Origin of the sequence: Photorhabdus kleinii, from assembly GCF_025384885.1 — a bacterium.
Lineage (GTDB): Bacteria > Pseudomonadota > Gammaproteobacteria > Enterobacterales > Enterobacteriaceae > Photorhabdus > Photorhabdus kayaii.
This window is the reverse complement of the sequence record NZ_JAJAFY010000135.1, coordinates 1-1,313: the sequence shown is the minus strand read 5'-3', so window position 1 is coordinate 1,313 and position 1,313 is coordinate 1. Positions and strand designations below refer to the sequence as shown.

1 rRNA gene is annotated in these 1,313 nt (G+C 54.8%); it reads right to left on the bottom strand.

The window, feature by feature from the left end:
* Window positions 1-35: 35 nt before the first annotated feature.
* Window positions 36-1,313 (bottom strand): 16S ribosomal RNA (locus LG003_RS22980); the annotation flags it as partial.

The window sequence follows — 1,313 nt, the reverse complement described above, 5'->3', positions numbered from 1 at the left end:
AATCTGTGTGAGCACTGCACTCAACCTATCTCAGGTAAGGAGGTGATCCAACCGCAGGTTCCCCTACGGTTACCTTGTTACGACTTCACCCCAGTCATGAACCACAAAGTGGTCAGCGCCCCCCTCGCGGTTAAGCTACCGACTTCTTTTGCAACCCACTCCCATGGTGTGACGGGCGGTGTGTACAAGGCCCGGGAACGTATTCACCGTAGCATGCTGATCTACGATTACTAGCGATTCCGACTTCATGGAGTCGAGTTGCAGACTCCAATCCGGACTACGACAGACTTTGTGTGCTCCGCTTGCTCTCGCGAGGTCGCTTCACTTTGTATCCGCCATTGTAGCACGTGTGTAGCCCTACTCGTAAGGGCCATGATGACTTGACGTCATCCCCACCTTCCTCCGGTTTATCACCGGCAGTCTCCTTTGAGTTCCCGCCTTCACGCGCTGGCAACAAAGGATAAGGGTTGCGCTCGTTGCGGGACTTAACCCAACATTTCACAACACGAGCTGACGACAGCCATGCAGCACCTGTCTCTCAGTTCCCGAAGGCACTTCGCTGTCTCCAGCAAATTCTGAGGATGTCAAGAGTAGGTAAGGTTCTTCGCGTTGCATCGAATTAAACCACATGCTCCACCGCTTGTGCGGGCCCCCGTCAATTCATTTGAGTTTTAACCTTGCGGCCGTACTCCCCAGGCGGTCGATTTAACGCGTTAGCTCCGGAAGCCACAGCTCTAGGCCACAACCTCCAAATCGACATCGTTTACAGCGTGGACTACCAGGGTATCTAATCCTGTTTGCTCCCCACGCTTTCGCACCTGAGCGTCAGTCTTCGTCCAGGGGGCCGCCTTCGCCACCGGTATTCCTCCACATCTCTACGCATTTCACCGCTACACATGGAATTCTACCCCCCTCTACGAGACTCCAGTCAACCAGTCTTAGATGCCATTCCCAGGTTGAGCCCGGGGATTTCACATCTAACTTAATTCACCGCCTGCGTGCGCTTTACGCCCAGTCATTCCGATTAACGCTCGCACCCTCCGTATTACCGCGGCTGCTGGCACGGAGTTAGCCGGTGCTTCTTCTGCGGGTAACGTCAAAATCTAACCCTCTTCAGGCTAAATCCTTCCTCCCCGCTGAAAGTACTTTACAACCCGAAGGCCTTCTTCATACACGCGGCATGGCTGCATCAGGCTTCCGCCCATTGTGCAATATTCCCCACTGCTGCCTCCCGTAGGAGTCTGGGCCGTGTCTCAGTCCCAGTGTGGCTGGTCATCCTCTCAGACCAGCTAGAGATCGTCGCCTAGGTAGGC